10 protein-coding genes and 1 pseudogene are annotated in these 17790 nt (G+C 68.4%); 2 read left to right on the forward strand and 9 right to left on the reverse strand.

Annotation, left to right across the window (positions count from 1 at the left end; all coding sequences use genetic code 11):
- Both RMP08_RS09340 and RMP08_RS09345 read right to left on the reverse strand, forming a co-directional pair.
- Positions 1 to 1726, reverse strand: a 1726-nt coding sequence (locus tag RMP08_RS09340; protein ID WP_310468728.1) for a calcium-binding protein, incomplete at its 3' end; no start/stop codon positions are given.
- Positions 1727 to 1925: 199 nt separating this feature from the next.
- Entirely contained in the window at positions 1926 to 2507 is a 582-nt protein-coding gene (locus RMP08_RS09345; RefSeq protein WP_310468729.1) for a GNAT family N-acetyltransferase, read from the reverse strand.
- On the opposite strand from RMP08_RS09345, the pseudogene mtgA reads away from it, so the two are divergent.
- A pseudogene (gene mtgA / locus RMP08_RS09350) lies at positions 2506 to 3234 on the forward strand (monofunctional biosynthetic peptidoglycan transglycosylase); the annotation flags it as partial. The gene RMP08_RS09345 and the pseudogene mtgA sit on opposite strands and share 2 nt — an antisense overlap.
- A 329-nt stretch (positions 3235 to 3563) precedes the next feature.
- A complete protein-coding gene (locus RMP08_RS09355) occupies positions 3564 to 4253 on the forward strand; it encodes a hemerythrin domain-containing protein (protein ID WP_310468730.1) in 690 nt (229 codons plus the stop codon).
- Between the two features lie 155 nt (positions 4254 to 4408).
- On the opposite strand, the gene dnaE is transcribed toward RMP08_RS09355, so the two are convergent.
- The 7 genes from dnaE to RMP08_RS09390 form a co-directional block, all read right to left on the reverse strand.
- Positions 4409 to 7957 carry a DNA polymerase III subunit alpha gene (gene dnaE, locus RMP08_RS09360; protein WP_310468731.1) on the reverse strand — a complete coding sequence of 1183 codons (3549 nt, stop codon included), beginning with the start codon at positions 7955 to 7957 and terminating at the stop codon, positions 4409 to 4411.
- A 61-nt stretch (positions 7958 to 8018) separates the two neighbouring features.
- Positions 8019 to 8996, reverse strand: coding sequence for a hypothetical protein (locus tag RMP08_RS09365; protein ID WP_310468732.1), 978 nt, complete (start codon positions 8994 to 8996; stop codon positions 8019 to 8021).
- Complete coding sequence (locus RMP08_RS09370) at positions 8993 to 9667, reverse strand: ABC transporter ATP-binding protein (protein ID WP_310468733.1); 675 nt, start codon at positions 9665 to 9667, stop codon at positions 8993 to 8995. Before RMP08_RS09370 ends, RMP08_RS09365 begins: the two co-directional genes overlap by 4 nt.
- Complete coding sequence (locus RMP08_RS09375; RefSeq protein WP_310468734.1) at positions 9660 to 10910, reverse strand: lipoprotein-releasing ABC transporter permease subunit; 1251 nt, start codon at positions 10908 to 10910, stop codon at positions 9660 to 9662. Before RMP08_RS09375 ends, RMP08_RS09370 begins: the two co-directional genes overlap by 8 nt.
- Positions 10907 to 12229 (reverse strand): proline--tRNA ligase, encoded by a 1323-nt coding sequence (gene proS, locus RMP08_RS09380; RefSeq protein WP_310468735.1) that lies wholly within the window; start codon positions 12227 to 12229, stop codon positions 10907 to 10909. Before proS ends, RMP08_RS09375 begins: the two co-directional genes overlap by 4 nt.
- A gap of 341 nt (positions 12230 to 12570) precedes the next feature.
- Positions 12571 to 14682, reverse strand: coding sequence for a response regulator (locus tag RMP08_RS09385; protein ID WP_310468736.1), 2112 nt, complete (start codon positions 14680 to 14682; stop codon positions 12571 to 12573).
- Positions 14682 to 17790: response regulator (locus RMP08_RS09390; RefSeq protein WP_310468737.1), on the reverse strand; the 3109-nt coding region annotated here is incomplete at its 5' end. The genes RMP08_RS09385 and RMP08_RS09390, both read right to left, overlap by 1 nt.

A 17790-nucleotide genomic window follows, 5' to 3' on the forward strand; every position in this document is an offset into this window, starting at 1 on the left:
CGACGTTGAAATCGGCCAGCGTGTCGACGTTGGTGGCGGCGTTGAGCGGCGCGTCGAAGCGGAAATTGTCGTTGCCGCCGCCGCCGTACAACGTGTCGTTGCCGCCGCGGCCGTTGATGGTGTCGTTGCCGTTGTTACCGCTGAGCACATTGGCCAGGCTGCTGCCCGTCAGAGTGTCGTTGAAGTTGGAGCCGGCGAGGTTCTCGATTGCGGCCAGCGTGTCGGTGCCCGCGCCGAGCGTGTTCTGCGCCCCCGCCACGCCGAGGTTGACCGCGACCGCCGCCGTGGCGGTGGCATAGGACGCAAGGTCGGTGCCGTTGCCGCCGTTGAGCGAGTCGTTGCCGAGCCCGCCGTCGAGCGCATCGTTGCCCTCGCCGCCGATCAGCGAATCATTGCCCTCGCCGCCGAACAGCCGGTCGTTGCCGAGATAGCCGTTGAGGCTGTTGGCGGACGCGTTGCCGGTGAGCGTGTCGGCGAACGCCGAGCCGATGAGGTTCTCGACGGCCGTGAGCGCATCGCTGCCGGCACCGATCGTGTTCTGTGCGCCCGCCAGCGCGAGGTTGACGGTCACTGCCGCGCTCGCCGCGGAGTAGGTCGCGACATCGACGCCGTTGCCGCCGTTGAGGACATCGTTGCCGAGCCCGCCGTCGAGCGCGTCGGCGCCCTCCCCGCCAAGCAATGTGTCATTGCCCCCGGCGCCGCGCAGGATGTCATTGCCGAGATAGCCGTTGAACGTATTGGCGGACGCATTGCCGGTGAGCGTGTCGGCGAATGCCGAGCCGGTGACGCTTTCGATCGCGGTCAGCGTGTCGACCCCGGCGCCGCCCGTGTTCTGCGCCGCGGAAAGGGCGAGGTTGACCGTCACCGCGCCGGACGCGGCGGCATAATATGCGACATCGGTGCCGATGCCGCCATCGAGCAGGTCGTCGCCGGTGCCGCCCTCGAGGGCGTCGTTGCCGCTGCCGCCGAGCAAGGTGTCGTTGTCGCCGTCGCCATAGAGCAGGTCGTTGCCGGCCTGACCCGCCAGCGTATCGTCGCCGCCGCCGCCGCGCAGCGTGTCATGGCCAAACACGATGGTCGCGGCGAACGGATGCGCGCTTACCGAGATGTTGGCGACGAACGTCTCGTCGCCTTCGAACACCTGGGGGTCGTCGATGCCGAACTCGCGGAAGGCGATGGTGTAGGTGACCGCGGCGCCGGTCGAGTTGTTGAAGATCAGATAGGGATCGAAGACGGACGAGCTGCCCGCCGCGCCGTCGGTAAGTTGTGAATCATCGTTCGAGGCGACCACGGTTCCGGCCTCGTCATAAAGGATGACGACGACATCGGTATTGCCGCCGATCGGGTGGTTGGTGCCGAAGTCGATGTCGATCACGATGGTCTGGCCGGCCCCGACGGTGACCGACGAGAACAGATGCTCGCCCGCGTCCGGGGCTACGTACAGCGTGGTGTAGGGAACCGTCCCGCTGCCGCCGATGAACGGGTTCTCGCCGACCGCCCACGACCCCGGGTCGTCGAGGTCGAACGGCGACAGGAACTGGTCGGTGGTGCCGATGCGCCACCCGCCATTGCTGTCGCCGAGGATGTAATCGTCGCCGGCACCGCCGATCAGGGTCTCCGACCGGCCATTGTTGGTGCTGATGCCGACGATGAAATCATCGGCCGAGGTACCGACGACGGTGTCGCCCGAATCGATGGTGTCAAAGAGAACGATCTGGGTCGGCATCGCTCGACGTCCTTATCCCCGCCTGGGCCAGCGCCTGCGCCGCGACCTGCGTGGGGTCGGGGCCGGCGCCTGGCATTGTCCACTGGATTGCCGAAAAGACAATCGTTTTTGACGATTTAGATCAATTTGGGACGCACCGGGTTGGGATCGCGGCGGGGTTGCGCGGAGTGATCAGCGCGGCTGGCGCGGGCCCAAACCGCTAGCGCCGGCTGGTCCAGATCCTCGCCGGGCGGCCGAACAGGTCGATGCGCTCGCCCGGGGTGGCGCCGAGGCGGGCGGCGAGACGCTGGGAGGGGGCGTTGTCGTCGTCGATGCAGTGGATGAGGGCGTCGACCTGGAGCGCGTCGAACGACCAGGCGAGCGCGGCGGAGGCGGCCTCGAACGCGATGCCCTGGCCGCGGGCGTGCTCGACCACCGCCCATGCCAGCTCGGGGCCGAACCAGCCCGCGGGGTGCCACAGACCGACGCGTCCGAGGAAGCGGTGGGTTGCGCGGTCCTCGACGACGAACATGCCGGTGCCGTGGAGCGCCCAGTGGCCGGCGAGCAAGGCGGCGTGCTGCCACGCGGCGAACGGCTCGGTCACCGGGCGGCCGCCGGGGACGATGAAGCGCGCGGCGGCGGGGTCGGCGAGCAGCTCGGCATAAGGCGCGAGGTCGTCGGCGCGCCATTGGCGCAGGGTGAGGCGCTCGGTTTCAAGAGTTGGGCCGTCCATGCCGCGCTTGTCGCGCGCGAATGTGCCCAAATTGCGTTGGCCGGGGAGCGCCGCTAGGGCCGCTGGCATGGCCCGGCGTCCGACCTCGAGCATCCCGCGCTACAAGCGCCGCCGCACGCGCTCGGCGGGAGGGCGGATCGTGTCGTTCGTGGTCAAATCGGTAGTGGTGTTCTTCGTCGGATCCTTGCTGTGGGTGCTCGCCTACCGCTTCGTGAACCCGCCGCTGACCGCGACCATGGCGGGCGACTTGATCGCCGGGCGCGGGGCGAACCGCGACTGGATGCCGATCGAACGCATCGACCGCGACATGGTGCGCGCGGCGATCGCGGGGGAGGACAGCAAATTCTGCTCGCACGACGGGTTCGACTTCGAAGCGATCGAAACCGCGATGCAGCGCAATGCCTCGGGCGGGCGGATCCGCGGCGGCTCGACGATCAGCCAGCAGACCGCCAAGAACGCCTTCCTGTGGCAGGGCGGCGGCTATGTCCGAAAGGCGTTCGAGGCGTGGTTCACGCTGCTGACCGAGGCGATGTGGCCGAAGCAGCGGATCATGGAGGTCTATCTCAACCTCGCCGAGACCGGGATCGGGACGTACGGCGTCAACGCCGGGGCGCAGCGTTACTTCGGGCATGACGCGAGCACGCTGACGCGGCAGGAAGCGGCGCGCATCGCGGCAGTGCTGCCGCTGCCCAAGAAGCGCGGCGCGGTGGCGCCCAAGGGCTTCACGCGGCGCTACGGCGGGACGATCGCGGCGCGCGTCGGGGTGGTTGCGCGCGATGGGCTCGATGCGTGCGTCTACGACGGCATCGCGCCGCCGCGCGACCGCGACCCGCCGCCCGCCAAGGCGCGGCCGGCGCAGAAATTGCCGGGCGAGGAATATGAGACGGCGAAACCGTTGCCGCCATTGGAGACCGCGGCGCCGGTGAGCAGCGACATCGTGGTCGATTTGCCCCAGCCGCCGGAGGGGCCGCCCGTTGCCGAGCCCGAGCCTGCGCCCGCCGGGCAGGCCAATGTCGCCGCGCCGGCGCCGGAGCCCGCCGCCAACAGCCTGTAAGTCGGGAATGCGGCGGAACGTGGTGACGGCCCCGTCCGTTTTCGTGAGCGAGACCCATGAGGAGGACCAGCATGGCTACGCGTACCCGCACTCCATCCCCCAAGACCCCCCGCACTAGCAGCGCCAAGCGAGGTAACGCGACCGCCGGCGCCAAGCCGCGCGCCGCGGCCAAACCACGCGCCGAGAGCGCCGAGCGAGAGCCGAGCGCGTTCGCCTTCGGCAATAGCGGCGGCGCCTTGTTCGGCGCGGCGCTGGCCGGGGCGGCGATCGGCTTTGCCGCCAATTACGGGCGCAAGTTCCTGATGCAGGGAATGGAAGCGACCGCCGGCGACTGGGACGCGATCCTGGCAGCCGAGCATGAGGCGGCGCTGGCCATCTTCGACAAGATGCTGGCGACCGACGCCAGCCAGACGTTCAAGCGCAAGATGCTGCTGATGAAGCTGACCCATGCGATCGACAAGCATGCCCACCAGGAGGAGATGGTGGTCTACCCGGCGCTGCGTGAGGCCAACCAGGCGCGAGACGCCGACCTGCTCGAGGGCGAGCATGGCCAGGTCAAGACCTTCCTCTACGAGCTCGGGCGGATGAGCCCCGATGCGCCCAATTGGCTGGAGAAGGTGCGCGAGTTCCGCAGCGCCATCGCCGCGCACATGCGGATGGAAGAGGAGCAGGTGTTCCCGGCGTTCAAGCAGGCCATGACCGAGGGGCAAACCAGGAAGATCACCGCGCTGGTCAACCGCGACGGGTTTTGGATGGCCTGAGGTCGCATTCCTCCCTGTCGCACTTGCGATGGGGAGGGGGGACCATTGAACGAAGATTCAATGGTGGAGGGGCCTCTCGCACTGGCGAAGGTGCCCCTCCACCATGTTACACATGGTCCCCCTCCCCACGAGCTTCGCTCGCAGGGAGGAATTCGTCAGCCAACCAGCGCCAGCTTCGGGGGTTGCTGGACGCCGAGGGTTACGCTGCCTTCGCCGGTGATGCGCTCGATGCGGGCGGCGAGCTCGGCGTCCAGCGCATAGTCGCGGCCGGCGAGGATCACCGCGTCACCGCCGTCGGCGCGGCGAACGATGAAGCGCAGCGTGCCGGTGCCGCCGTGGGCGCCGGTCAGCTCGCGCGCGAGCGGCAGGACGGCGCCGTCGTCGGGCACGCGGACGGTCATTTCGAGGCGGGTCGAGCGGGCCAGTGCGTCTAATGGCTGGAAGCGCTTGATGGTGACCCGCGGCACCTCGTCGCCGGGGCGGCGGTCGAGCTCGACGGTGAGCAGGCCGCAGGCGGTGGCTTTGGCGGCGGCCTCGAGCGCGGCGCACGGCTCGTCGTCGAACGCGGTGGCGACGAACTGGCCCGAGGAATCGCTCAAGGTCGCCATCAGGTAGCGCCGCCCCCGCGCCGAGGTGCGCCAGCGCGCTTCCTCGACCAGCCCGGCCATGGTCGCCATCGAGCGTCCGCCGTCGGGCGACGCGGGCAGCGACGACAGCTCGGCAAAGGTTTTGACCTTGTGCGCGGCGAGCAAATGGCGCTGGGCGTCGACCGGGTGGGCGGAGAAATAGAAGCCGAAGGCGTCGCGCTCGGCCGACATCCGCTCGGCCAAAGTCCAGGTCTCGCGCGGCAGGCGGATCGGCGCGACCGAGGCGTCGGCCCCGCCCCCGCCGAACAGCGCCTGCTGGCCGCTCTCGCGCTGGTCGGCGGCGCTGGCGGCGTGGGCGAGGATGGTCTCGGCGGCGGCGAACACCGCGGCGCGGTCGGGCGCGATGGCGTCGAACGCCCCGGCGGCGGCGAGGCTTTCCAACTGGCGGCGATTCAATAGCCGCGGGTCGATGCGCGCGGCGAAGTCCTCGAGGCTGGCGAACGGGCCGTTGGCGGCGCGCTCGGCGACCAGCGCCTCCATCGCTTTCTCGCCGACGCCTTTCAGCGCGCCCAGCGCATAGCGGACGGCGTCGTCCTCGACGGTGAAGGCGGCCTCGCTGGCGTTGATGTCGGGGGGCAGGCACTCGACCCCGGCGCGGCGGATGTCCTCGACGAACAGCGAAAGCTTGTCGGTCTGCGCCATGTCGAAGCTCATCGACGCGGCGTAGAAGATTGCGCGGTGGTGGGTCTTGAGCCAGGCGGTGTGGTAGGCGACCACGGCGTAGGCGGCGGCGTGGCTCTTGTTGAAGCCGTAGCCGGCGAACTTGTCGATCAAGTCGAACAATTCATTGGCCTTGGCCGGGGGGATCGCGTTGGCGGCGGCGCCCTCGACGAAGCGCGCGCGCTGGGCGTTCATCTCGGACTGGATCTTCTTGCCCATCGCGCGGCGCAGCAAATCGGCCTCGCCGAGGCTGTAGCCGGCGAGCACCTGGGCGGCCTGCATCACCTGCTCCTGGTAGACGAAGATGCCGTAGGTTTCCTTGAGCACCCCCTCCAGCATGGGGTGCGGGTAAGCCAGTTCGGCGCGGCCGTTCTTGCGGTCGCCGAACATCGGGATGTTGTCCATCGGGCCCGGGCGATAGAGCGAAACCAGCGCGATGATGTCGCCGAACGCGGTCGGGCGGACCCCGGCAAGGGTGCGGCGCATGCCTTCGGATTCGAGCTGGAACACGCCGACGGTATCGCCGCGCTGGAGCAGATCGTAGACCGCGGGATCGTCCCAGGTGAGCTGGGTGAAGTCGATCTCGACGCCGTGCGCGCTGAGCAGGCGCTGGCCTTCCTTCAAGACCGACAGCGTCTTGAGGCCCAGGAAGTCGAACTTCACCAGGCCAGCGGCCTCGACATATTTCATGTCGAACTGGGTGACCGGCATGTCCGAGCGCGGGTCGCGGTAGAGCGGGACCAATTCGTCGAGCCGGCGGTCGCCGATGACCACCCCGGCTGCGTGGGTCGAGGCGTGGCGCGGCAGCCCCTCGAGCTTCATCGCGAGGTCGAACAGGCGCTTGACGTCGGGGTCGGCCTTATATTCGGCGGCGAGCTCGGTCACGCCGTTCAAGGCGCGCTTCAAGTCCCACGGGTCAGTCGGGTGGCTCGGGATCGCCTTGGCGAGGCGGTCGACCTGGCCGTAGCTCATCTGCAGCACGCGCCCGGTGTCCTTCAAAACGGCGCGTGCCTTGAGCCGCCCGAACGTAATAATCTGAGCGACGCGGTCGCGGCCGTATTTGCCCTGGACGTAGGTGATCACCTTGTCGCGGTGGGTTTCGCAGAAATCGATGTCGAAATCGGGCATCGACACGCGCTCGGGGTTGAGGAAGCGCTCGAACAGCAGATTGAGCTCGATCGGGTCGAGGTCGGTGATGGTCAGCGCCCAGGCAACCACCGAGCCCGCCCCCGAGCCGCGCCCGGGGCCGACCGGAATATCGTTGGCCTTGGCCCATTTGATGAAGTCGGCGACGATCAGGAAATAGCTCGCGAAACCCATGCGGATGATCACGTCGAGTTCGAAATCGAGGCGGTCACGGTAGTGCTGGAAGCGGTCCTCCAAATCCGTTCGGGCTGGGCTTGTCGAAGCCCTGCCCTGCTGGTCCGCAGCGGACGTCGAGGACAGTCCTTCGACAAGCTCAGGACGAACGGCGTGGGGGTGCAGACGCCGCAGCCGCTCGTCCAGCCCGGCATGGGCGTCGCGGCGGAGGGTTTCGTCTTCGTTGTCGCTGAGGCGGGGGAGGATCGGCTGTCGCTGCGGGGCGCCGACCGCGCAGCGCTGGGCGATCACCGCGGTGTTGGCGATCGCCTCGGGCAGGTCGGCGAACAATTCGGCCATCGCCGCGCCGGGCTTGAGCCACGCCTCGGGCGACGACACCGCGCGCTCATTGCTCTCGATGTAGGCCGAGGCGGCGATGCACAGCATGGCATCGTGTGCGGCATGGAAGCTGGGGTCGGAGTAGGCCGCGGGGTTGGTCGCGACCAAGGGTAGGTCGCGGTCGTAGGCGAGCGCGACCAGCCGCTCCTCGGCCGCGGCCTCGACCGGGTCGCCGCGGCGGATCAGCTCGATGTACAGGCGCTCGGGGAACAACGCCTGGAGGCGGTCGAGATAGGCGGCCGCCTTGTCGTCCTGGCCGTCGAACAGCAGCCGCGCGACCGCCCCCTCCCCGCCCGCGGTGAGCGCGATCAGCCCGCCGGTGGCTCCGTCGAGCGCTGCGAACGGGACGTGGGGGTCTTCCGACAAGGGCCGGTCGAGGTGGGCGGCGGACACCAGCTTGCACAGGTTGGAATAGCCCGCCTCGTCCTTGGCGAGCAGCACCAACCAGTCGAGCCCGCCGGAGCCGCCGATCGCTGGCGGACGGGCGACCCCGAGCATGGTGCCGATGACCGGCTGGACGCCTTTTTCCATGCAGGCATCGGTGAACGGCATCGCCGCGTACAGCCCGTTGCGGTCGGTCAGCGCGGCGGCGGGGAAGCCGAGCGCGGCGGCGTTGGCGGCGATCGTCTTGGGCTCCATCGCCCCTTCGAGCATGGTGAACGACGACAGGATGCGAAGGGGAACGTAGGGCGCGGTCACGGGCGCGACTATGCGGCGCGGGGGCGGATAGGGAAAGCGCCGGCGGGCACTTATCCCCAGTTTAGCGCGGCTGCTCCCAGCGCCCGGCGACGATGTCGGCGATCTCGCGCATGCGGCCGCGATAAGCGTCGGCGATGCAGCTCTCGGAGCGGCAACTGTCGCGGTACGAGAGGAAGCGCCCGCGGCTGCGCTCGAGCATCGCGCGCTCGCCCGGGCCGACGCTGCCGATCGCGCGGTTGAACTGCGTCGCCATCTGGCGGTCGAGCGCGGCGAGCCCGCCGTCGCGGCACACCATGATCTCGCCGCGGGTGCGCGCGTTGCGGCAGTTGAAACTGGGACTGGCGGCGGCGGCCGGGGGCTCGACCGCGGGCGGGGGCGCGGGCTCGGGGCGCGGGTCCGCAGCGGGCGCCAGCGGGTCGGCAGGGAGCGGCGCGACGGGCGCCGACGGCGGCCGGGCCGGCGGGGTCAGCGGCTCGCCCGCGGGACGCCCGATCCGCGACAATGTCGCAAGCGGGGTGACGATGGCGTCGGCGTTGGACAGAGTGAGAACCTCGCCGGTGCCGTCGGCGGCGGGCTGCAGCGCGTAATTCAAGTCGGCGTCGAGGCTGCGGCGGCCGCCGACCACGGCGACTCCGGGCGGCAAATCGAGGGTCAGCGTGCCGGTGCACGACACCGCGTTCAAATCCTCGTCCTCCGAGCGCAGCATGGGCGCGTCCATGCGGACCACGGCGTAGGCGGCGAGCTTGTCGAACGCCGCCTGGTCGCTCCCGCGCAAAGCCGCCGCGCGGCGGAACAACTCGCGCTTGATGAGGTCGTAGGTGCGCTGCGAGGCGCAGCGTTTCTCGGGGTCGGCGGCGGCTCGCTCGGCGGCGGTCTGGTTGCCGTCGAGCGCGTCGGGGTTGCCGCTGCCGCGCCACGCCGCGACCCCGATCAGGAGCAGGATCAGCGCGCCGATGGCGAGCAAGGCGATGAGCGCGGGGCTGAGGCGGCGAGTGGGCACGGGGGTGCCAACGCGTGTCGGGTCGCGCGGGTCCGTCATTCGAGCACGCCTTCGTGGAGGCGGAGGACGCGGTCCATGCGCGCGGCGATGCGCTCGTTGTGGGTGGCGACCAGCGCCGCCGAACCTTCGCCGCGGACGAGGCTGACGAACTCGGCGAACACGATGTCGGCGGTCGCCTCGTCGAGGTTGCCGGTGGGCTCGTCGGCGAGCACCAGCGGCGGGCGGTTGGCGAGCGCGCGGGCGACCGCGACGCGCTGCTGCTCGCCGCCGGACAATTTGGCGGGGCGGTGCTCGAGGCGGTGGCCGAGGCCGAGCGCGGACAGCAACTGGTCGGCGCGGGCGCGCGCCGCGGCGGGCTCGGCGCCGTGGATCAATTGCGGCAGCACGACATTCTCGCGCGCGTCGAAATCGGGCAGCAGATGGTGGAACTGGTAGACGAAGCCCATCGCGTCGCGGCGCAGCTCGGTGCGCGCGTCATTGTCGAGGCTGGCGGCCTCGCGCCCGTTGATGCGGATCGAGCCCTCGAACCCGCCCTCGAGCAGCCCGACCGCCTGGAGCAGGGTCGACTTGCCCGAGCCCGACGGCCCGAGCAATGCGACGATCTCGCCCGGCGCGACGGTCAAATCGACCCCGCGCAGGACGTGGATGGTGACGTCACCCTGGGTGAAGCTGCGCTTGAGCCCGCGCGTTTCGAGGACGGGTTCACTCATAGCGAAGGACCTGAACGGGGTCGGTGCTGGCGGCTTTCCACGCCGGGTAGAGCGTGGCGAGGAACGACAGCACGAGCGCGGTGCCGACGATGGTGGCGACCTCGACCGGGTCGGTCTTGGACGGCAGCTCCGAAAGGAAGCGGACCGACGGGTCCCACAAATTCTGGCCGGTCACCAGCTGGATAAAATCGACCACCCCCTGGCGGAAGAACAGGAAGATCGCGCCGAGGATCAGGCCGAGCACGATGCCCAGCGAGCCGATGATCACGCCGACCGTGACGAACACCTTCATCAGCCCCTGGCGGCTGGCACCCATGGTGCGCAGGATGGCGATGTCGCGGGTCTTGGCGCGGACCAGCATGATCAGCGACGACAAGATATTGAACACCGCAACGAGCACGATCAGGGACAATACGACGAACATCGCGATGCGCTCGATTTCGAGCGCCTCGAACAGCGCCGAGTTCATCTGCCGCCAGTCGACCAAAATGCCGCGCCCGCGCACCAGCGGCGCGAGCGGGGCGACGATCTCGCCGACATTGTCGGGGTCGGTCGACTGGATTTCGATCATGCCGACCTCGTCGCCCATCATCAGCAACGTCTGGGCGTCCTGGATCGGCATCACCACGAACGCCTTGTCGTAATCGTAGACGCCAACCTCGAAAATGGCGCCGACCTGGTAGGAGACGATGCGCGGGACGGTGCCGACCGGGGTCGAGCGGCCCTCGGGGCTGATCAGGCTGATCTCGCTGCCGACGAATGCGCCGAGCATCTCGGCCAGCCGCGAGCCGATCGCGACGCGCCCGCTGTCGGGGGTGATCGCGGCGAAGCTGCCCGATTTGACGTTGGTGTTGAGCACCTGGTTGGCGCGCAGATCCTCCATCCGCATGCCGCGGATGAGGATGCCCTCGACGCGGCCGTTGGCCGACGCCATCAGCGGCTGCTCGATCAGCGGGGTGGCGGAGGTGACGCCGGGGGTTTTGCGCGCGGCGTCGGCGATCTGCTGCCAGTTGGACAGGCGGCCCTCATAGCCCTGGACGATGGCGTGGCCGTTCAACCCGACGATCTTGTCGAACAGCTCGGCGCGGAAGCCGTTCATCACGCTCATCACGATGATCAGCGCGGCGACGCCCAAGGCGACCGCGGCGAGGCTGATCGCGGCGACCAGGAAGATGAACCCCTCGCCCTTGCCCGGGAGCAAATAGCGCTTGGCGATCATCCGTTCGTAGCGGTTCAAAATCATGAGGTTAGCTTCGTGAGCGCAGAGTCGATGGAAAGTTCTTCCTTGTCGCCCGTCTTGCGGTTCTTGAGCTCGACAGTGCCCGCCGCGAGGCCGCGGGGGCCGACGATCAGCTGCCACGGCAGGCCGATCAGATCCTGCGTGCCGAGCTTGACCCCGCCGCGCTCGTCGCGGTCGTCGTAGAGGGTTTCGACCCCGGCGGCGGTGAGCTTGGCATAGATATCGTCGGCCGCGGTGATGCTCGCGGCATCGTCGCCGCGCATCGTGACCAGGCCGACCTGCCACGGCGCCACCGCCGCCGGCCACACGATGCCCTTGTCGTCGTGGCTGGCCTCGATGATCGCGCCGACTAGCCGCGACACGCCGATGCCGTAGCTGCCCATCATCGGGGTCAGCGGCTTGCCGTCCTGGCCCGACACCTTGAGCCCCATCGCGGCGGAATATTTGTCGCCGAAGTAGAAGATGTGGCCGACCTCGATCCCGCGGCCGGTGCGGCGCCTGGCTTCGGGCACTTCGGCCCAGCGCGCCTCGTCATGGGTCTCGTCGGTCGCGGCGTAGGTGCTGCTGACGCGGTCGAACAGGCCGTGGAGGCCGGCTTCGTCGCCGTAATCGAGGCCGCCCTGCGCCCAGTCGAATTCTTCGAATGCAGCATCGTAGAACACTTCGCTTTCGCCAGTCGGGGCGAGGACGATGAATTCGTGGGACAAGTCACCGCCGATCGGGCCCGAGGCGGCCTTCATCGGCACCGCCTGGATGCCGAGGCGCTGGAAGGTGCGCAGGTACGCGAGCAGCTGGGTGTAATAGCTCAGCCGCGCGCCGGCCTCGTCGAGGTCGAAGCTGTAGGCGTCCTTCATCAGGAACTCGCGGCCGCGCATGACGCCGAAGCGGGGCCGGACCTCGTCGCGGAACTTCCACTGGATATGGTAGAGCGTGCGCGGCAGGTCGCGGTACGAATTGACGTCGTCGCGGAACAATGCGGTGAGCATTTCCTCGTTGGTCGGGCCGTACAGCATCTCGCGCTTGTGGCGGTCGGTGATGCGCAGCATTTCGGGGCCGTAGGCGTCGTAGCGGCCGCTCTCCCGCCACAAATCGGCCGACTGGATGGTCGGCATCAGCATTTCCTGCGCCCCGGCGCGGTCCTGCTCCTCGCGCACGATCTGCTCGATTTTCTTGAGCACGCGAAAGCCGATCGGCAGCCAGGCGTAGATGCCGGCCGCGGTCTGGCGCACCAGCCCGGCCTGGAGCATCAGCTTGTGGCTGACGATCTGGGCGTCGGACGGGCTTTCCTTGAGGACCGGCAGGAAACAGCGGGAAACGCGCAAGGTTTGTGGGGCTTTCGAAACGGCGAGTGGCTGCGGCGCCTGCCCTAGGGGGGATGGTGAGGCAAGGCAATGCGGGTGGCGGGCGACGGCCGATGTGGCTGCCCTGACACAGGCGCCGGGCAAAAACTGCCGCAGTTTATTTCCCGGGGTGACAAGCGCGGGCAAGCGCGCCTAGCGTCCGCGCTTCCGCAACCGCCGGCCAATGCCGCGGGCGCGGAAAGCCGTGGCCGCGTTCAAGGGGGACGCGCGCCGCGCACCTACAAGGGGGCTGACGAGCAATCGTCACGCAGGACGCCCGGGTCGCTCAGCGGTCCGGGCGTTTGCTTGTGCCGCGCCGCGGGTCAGGCGCGCGCCGCGGTCCGCCGCCGCTTGCCGCCGCCGCCCCGTGCCAGCGTCGCCTCGATCGATTCGGATAGTTCTTCGAGTGTGAACGGCTTGAACAGCACGCTGACCTGATCCTCCTCCATCCGCACCGCGTCGCGCTCGGCGTAGCCGGTGACGATCAGCGCCGGCAGCTCGGGGTGCAGCCGGCGCGCGCCGCGCACCAGCTCGACGCCCGACACGCGGGGCATCGCGAAATCGGTCACCAGCAAGTCCCACTGGCGCGAATTGTCGGTCAGCGCGGCGAGCGCGTCGGTGCCGTTGGCGGCCTCGGCCACCTTGTGGCCAAGCTCCTCGAGCATGGCGCGGGTGGCGGCGCGCACGTCGTCATGGTCGTCGACCAGGAACACCGACAGCGCCCGGCCCGGCCTGGCGCGGCGGCGGACCGGCTTGGCCCGCGCGGCGCCCTCGGCGGCGTGCTCGGCGCGCGGCAGCCACAGTTCGGCGGTGGTGCCGCGGCCCGGCGCGCTGTCGATGCGGAACGCGCCGTTCGATTGTTTGGCGAAACCGTAGACCATGCTGAGGCCGAGCCCGGTGCCCTTGCCGACGTCCTTGGTGGTGAAAAACGGCTCCATCACCTTGTCGAGGTTGGCGGCGGTGATGCCGCAGCCCTTGTCGGTGACGGAGATCACGACATAGTCGCCCGCGGCGCGCCCGCTGACCTCGTCGGCCGGGGCGCTGCGGTTTTCCGACGAGATGGCGATGGTGCCGCCGTCGGGCATCGCGTCGCGGGCGTTGATGATCAGGTTCATCAGCGCCAGCTCGAGCTGGGGCTGGTCGGCGAATACCGGCCAACAATCGTCGGCGATGCGCCATTCGAGGTGGACCAGCCCGCCCAGCGTGTGCGCCAGAAGGTCGTTCATCGCCTCGACCAAGGCCGGGACCTCGATCGCGGCGGGCTGCAACTGCTGCTGGCGGGCGAAAGCGAGCAAGCGGCGCACCAGCTCGGTGCCCTGGTCGGCAGCGCGCATGGTCATCGCGAGGATTTTCTGGTGGCCCTCCTCGAGCTGGGCGCGGCGCTCGAGCAGGCCAAGCCCGCCGAGCACCGCGGCGAGCAGATTGTTGAAGTCGTGCGCGATGCCGCCGGTCAATTTGCCGATCGAGTCCATCTTCTGCGCCTGGACCAACTGGCTTTCGAGGCTGCGCCGCTCGGTGACGTCGGTCAGCGTGCCGGCGAACTCGAGCGGCGCGCCCTTGGCGTCATGCAGCAGCACCGCCTGGTCGTGGAAATATTTGTAGCTGCCGTCGGCGCACTGCCAGCGATACTCGACCGACAGGCGGCCGGTGGCGTTGCGCGTGGCGAGCGCGACGAGCACGCGCTCGCGGTCCTGCTCGTGGAGCCGCTCGGCCCACAGGGTTGGATTGGCGACGACTTGCTCGAACGGGTAGCCGGTCATCGCCTCCAGATCGCCGCTGACGAAGGTCGGGCAGCGCGGGTCGCACTTGAGCGGCTCGAGATAGAGCACGATCGGCAGCGACTGGATGATCGCCGCCTGGCGCTGCTCGGCGCGGCGCAATTCCTGCACCGCATGGAGCCGCTCGGCGTTGGCGCGCAAGGTGGCGTCGAGCAACGCCTGCTCCTGGCGCGCCTTGCGCTCGATCTCCTTGGTCTTGGCGAACAGGTCGACGAATACCGCGATCTTGGAGCGCAACACGACCGCTTCGACCGGTTTGAAGACATAGTCGACCGCGCCCATCGCATAGCCCTTGATGAGGTGCTCGGCCTCCTTGTTGACCGCCGACAGGAAGACGATCGGGATGCGCTTGGTCTGGTCGCGGCTGCGGATGATCTGGGCGGTTTCGTAGCCGTCCATGCCGGGCATGAACACGTCGAGCAGGATCACCGCGAACTCGCCGCGCAGCAAATGGCGCAGCGCCTCCTCGCCCGAATTGGCGGTGACAATGTCGCCGACGTCCTCGAGCACGGTCGAGATCGCGAGCAAATTGCGCTCGTCGTCGTCGACCACCAGCACGCGCGGCCGCTCGACGGGGGCGTCGGGCGGGAGCACCGGGGTGTCGTCGGTGACGATGCCCGCCGGGGTGTCGTTATCGAAAGGCGCCGGCTCGTCCACTATTCGGCGGCCTCCGCGCCGGCCTGGCGCGCGGCGTCGCGCGAGCGCGCGATCCACACCCGCAGCAGCGCCAGCAGCAGGTCAATGTCGACCGGCTTGGCGATGTAATCGGTGGCGCCGGCGTCGAGGCACTTCTGGCGGTCGCCCTTCATCGCCTTGGCGGTGACCGCGATCAAAGGCAGATCGGCGAGCGCCTTGCGGCGGCGGATCTGGCGCATCGTCTCATAGCCGTCCATCTCGGGCATCATGATGTCGATCAGCCCGACATCGATTCCCGGGGTACGCTCGAGGATCGCGATGCCGTCCTTGCCGCGCTCGGCGTGGAGCACCTCGACGTCGTAGCTCTCGAGCACGCTGGTCAGCGAGTAGATGTTGCGGATGTCGTCGTCGACGATCAGCACCTTGGCGCCGGCCAGCTCGAGCAGCGAGCGGCGCGATTCCTTGTCGGCCTGCTCCTTGCTTGGGCGCTTGGAGCGCTTCTTGGCGGCGGGCGAGCGGACCTGCTTGAGCAAGTCGGTGAAGACCTTGATCAATTCGCGGTCGTCGGCGGGCTTCACGGTGACCCCGGCGGCGCCCATCGCGGTGACCGAGGCGGCGCGGTCGGCGCCGGAGATGACGTGGATCGGCAAATGGCCGGTCTGCGGGTCATGCTTGAGCAGGTCGAGCAGGACGAAGCCGTCGATGTCGCTGAGGCCCAGGTCGAGGGTGATGGCGTGCGGCTGGAGCTTGCGCGCCATCGCCAGCGTCCCCGCCCCGGCGGTCGAGACGACCCCCTTCATCCCCGCTTCGTGGGCCATGTCGAGCAGGATCGCGGCGAACGTCGGGTCGTCCTCGACAATCAGCACGAACGGGTCGTCGCCAAGGTCGTCGCGGTCGTCGGCGACTTCGAACCCGGTCGGCAGCGCGGTCGGCACCACCGCCCCGCTGTTCTCGAAGCGCGCGCTGGTGGCGCCGCTTTCGAGCGCCGCGCCCTGGGCGGCCTCCATCGGGATGAACAGCGTGAAGGTCGAGCCTTCGCCGGGCCTGGAGCGGACTTGCAGCTCGCCGCCGAGCAGGCGCGCGATTTCGCGGCTGATCGAGAGGCCGAGGCCGGTGCCGCCATATTTGCGGCTGGTGGTGCCGTCGGCTTGCTGGAACGCCTCGAAGATCAGTTTCTGCTTGTCCTCGGGGATGCCGATGCCGGTGTCGGTGACCGCGATCTCGATCGCCTGGTCGGCGTTGTGGAGCACCGGGTGGTTCTTGCTCCACCCGCCGCTGGCCGCGCGCACCGCGAGCGTGACCGAGCCGCGCGCGGTGAACTTGAAGGCGTTGGAAAGCAGGTTGAGGACGATCTGCTGGAGGCGCTTTTCGTCGGTGCGGATGGTGTCCGGCATGGTCTCGTCGAACTCGACGTTGAACGCGAGATGCTTGTCCGCGGCGAGCTGGCGGAAGGTGCGCTCCATGTGCTGCTTCAAGCTCGACATCGGCATTTCGCCGACCTCGATGGTGACCGTGCCCGACTCGATCTTGGACAAATCGAGGATGTCGTTGATCAGGCTCAGGAGATCGGAGCCGGCGGAGTTGATGGTGCGCGCGAACTCGACCTGCTTGTCGTTCAAATTGCCCTGAGTGTTGTCGGACAGCAGCTTCGACAGGATCAGCAGCGAGTTGAGCGGGGTGCGCAGCTCGTGGCTCATGTTGGCGAGGAATTCGGATTTGTATTTTGAGGTCAGAGCGAGCTGCTCGGCTTTCTCCTCGAGCGCGCGACGGGCCATTTCGATCTCGAGGTTCTTGGCTTCGACCTGCTTTTTCTCATTCTCGAGCAGCTGGGCTTTTTCCTGGAGTTCCTCGTTGGTTGCGTGAAGCTCTTCCTGCTTGGTGGTAAGTTCGGTCTGGCGCGCCTGGAGCTCGGTGGTGAGCAATTGCGACTGCTTCAACAGCCCCTCGGTGCGCATCGTCGCGGCGATCGTGTTCAAGACGATGCCGATCGATTCCATGAGCTGGTCGAGGAAGCTCTGGTGGGTCTCGTTGAAATCACTGAACGAGGCCAATTCGATCACCGCCTTGACGTCATCCTCGAACAGCGCGGGCAGGATGTTGATGTTGGCGGGCTTGGCGCTGCCGAGGCCCGAGCCGATGCGGATGAAGTCGCCGGGCACGTCCTTGAGCACGATCGGGCGGCGGTCGGCGGCGGCCTGGCCGATGAGCCCTTCGCGAAGGCCGAACTCGCGCTTCAACTGGTCGGCGTTCTCGGCGCCGTAGCTCGCGACCAGCTCGAGCTTGGTCTCGTCCTCGTCGCGGTTGGTGACGTAGAACACGCCGTATTGGGCGTTCACCAGCGGCGCCAGCTCGGACATGATGAGGTTGGACACGGTGGCGAGGTCGCGCTCGCCCTGGAGCATGCGGCTGAAGCGCGCGAGGTTGGTCTTGAGCCAGTCCTGCTCGGCGTTCTTGAGGGTCTGATCCTTCAGATTGCGGATCATCTCGTTGATATTGTCCTTGAGCGCGGCCATTTCGCCCGACGCCTCGACCGCGATCGAGCGCGTCAGATCGCCCTTGGTGACGGCGGTGGCGACGTCGGCGATCGAGCGCACCTGGTTGGTCAGATTGGCGGCGAGCTGGTTGACGTTGTCGGTCAGGTCGCGCCACAGGCCGGCGGCGCCGGGCACCCGCGCCTGCCCGCCCAACTTGCCCTCGATGCCGACTTCGCGGGCCATGTTGGTGACCTGGTCGCCGAACGTCGACAAAGTGTCGATCATGAAGTTGATGGTGTCGGCGAGCGCGGCGATCTCGCCCTTGGCGTCGACCGTCAATTTGCGCTTGAGGTTGCCCTGCGCGACCGCGGTGACGACGTCGGCGATGCCGCGCACCTGATTGGTCAGGTTGGTCGCCATGAGGTTGACGTTGTCGGTGAGGTCGGCCCACGTTCCGCCGACCCCCGGCACCTGCGCCTGGCCGCCCAACTTGCCCTCGGTGCCGACCTCGCGAGCGACGCGCGTCACCTCGCTGGCGAAGCCGTTGAGCTGATCGACCATGGTGTTGATGGTGTTCTTGAGCGCAAGGATCTCGCCCTTGACGTTGACGGTGATCTTTTTTGACAAATCGCCCTTGGCGACCGCGGTGGTCACG

Source organism: Sphingomonas sp. (assembly GCF_031426035.1).
Taxonomy (GTDB): Bacteria; Pseudomonadota; Alphaproteobacteria; order Sphingomonadales; family Sphingomonadaceae; genus Sphingomicrobium.

Bases quoted from the DNA above. Each gene is read 5' to 3' on its own strand.
- RMP08_RS09365 (WP_310468732.1), bottom strand. From the start codon at position 8,996: ATGACGGACCCGCGCGACCCGACACGCGTTGGCACCCCCGTGCCCACT.
- RMP08_RS09345 (WP_310468729.1), bottom strand. From the start codon at position 2,507: ATGCCAGCGGCCCTAGCGGCGCTCCCCGGCCAACGCAATTTGGGCACA.
- RMP08_RS09370 (WP_310468733.1), bottom strand. From the start codon at position 9,667: ATGAGTGAACCCGTCCTCGAAACGCGCGGGCTCAAGCGCAGCTTCACC.
- RMP08_RS09355 (WP_310468730.1), top strand. From the start codon at position 3,564: ATGGCTACGCGTACCCGCACTCCATCCCCCAAGACCCCCCGCACTAGC.
- RMP08_RS09375 (WP_310468734.1), bottom strand. From the start codon at position 10,910: ATGATTTTGAACCGCTACGAACGGATGATCGCCAAGCGCTATTTGCTC.